The organism is Streptomyces sp. SID1328 (assembly GCF_009865595.1).
GTDB lineage: Bacteria > Actinomycetota > Actinomycetes > Streptomycetales > Streptomycetaceae > Streptomyces > Streptomyces griseoluteus.
The window spans coordinates 1-1062 of the sequence record NZ_WWKH01000124.1 but is presented as its reverse complement, the minus strand read 5'-3'; the positions used below and the strand labels follow the sequence as shown (position 1 = coordinate 1062).

Annotated in this window: 2 protein-coding genes; both read left to right on the top strand. The window is 76.6% G+C overall.

From position 1 onward, the window contains the following. On the top strand, nucleotides 1–371 hold a 371-nt coding region (locus tag GT030_RS03920), incomplete at its 5' end, for a PaaX family transcriptional regulator C-terminal domain-containing protein (RefSeq protein ID WP_272920655.1). Between the two features lie 127 nt (nucleotides 372–498). Further along, entirely contained in the window at nucleotides 499–1005 is a 507-nt protein-coding gene (locus GT030_RS03915) for a hypothetical protein (protein ID WP_161199852.1), read from the top strand. Nucleotides 1006–1062: the final 57 nt, after the last annotated feature.

The following is a 1062-nucleotide window of genomic DNA, read 5'->3' as shown; positions in this document are numbered from 1 at the left end:
CCCGGCTGACCGCGCTGCGCCTGGCCGAACTCCGCGAGGGCGTCTGGCTGCGCCCCGCCAACCTCGCCCGGCCGCTGCCCGAGGCGCTGACCGGGGTGGCCCTGACGTACACCGCCCGCCCCGACGAGCCCGCCGCCGAACTGGTGGCCCGCCTGTGGCCCCTGGACTCCTGGGCGGCCGAGGCCCGCGCCCTCCTGGGCCGGGCCACCGGCGCCCGCCACCCGGCCGACCGCCTCACCGCCTACGCGGCCGTCGTACGCCATCTGCTCACCGACCCGGTGCTGCCCGCCCCCCTGCTCCCCGCCGACTGGCCGGGCGACGCGCTCCGGGTGGCGTACGCCGGGTACCAACGGGAGCTGGCCACGTCCTAGGCAGGGGTTCGGCCGAGTGGCGCGGGACCGGTCGTTGGCGTCTCCTGGGAGTGGAGGGGGTGACCAGCGTGCGCGTGCTTGCGGGCACCGGGTGGGGCACGGCAGGCGATCTCGCCCGAGGAGAGTCATGGCTGAGCACACGTCGTCGTCGGTCCTCACCGCGCCCCTGCGCGGCGCCGTCTCGGTCCTGAGCAAGGTGCCCGGCGCGTCGATGGTCAACAAGGCGGCCCAGGACACGCTGGACGTGATCGGCGTGGTCTCGCCCCGTGGCCGGCGCCTCGCGGTGTACGCCGGGGCGGGCGTGCTCGGCGTCGCCGGGGTCGTGGAGTGGCCCGTGGCACTGACCGGAGCCGCCATCGCCTGGCTGACCCAGCCCCGCCCGCCGCTCGTGACCCCGGTGGCCGAGACCACGGAGGTCGTGATCGAGGAGGCCGCGCCCGTGAGCGAGGCCGAGGTGGGCGAGGCGGCCCTGCGGACCGGGCACCACGACGCCCCGGGCCCGGTGAAGGCGCCGGACATGGAGTCCGCGCACTCCGAGTCGCACGAGAAGCACGGCAAGAAGTCCGCCAAGCACTCCAAGGGCGCCACCGGCCACCTCGGGCCCACCGCCCGCCCCGAACGCACGAGCCTCTGACGGCCTCGATGGTTCTCAGCCTCCTCACCGCCCCCTCCGCCGCCGCCCGCCTGCCCC

What these genes read in the sequence shown, in the direction of transcription:
- GT030_RS03915 (WP_161199852.1), top strand. Translation starts at nt 499, where the DNA reads ATGGCTGAGCACACGTCGTCGTCGGTCCTCACCGCGCCCCTGCGCGGC.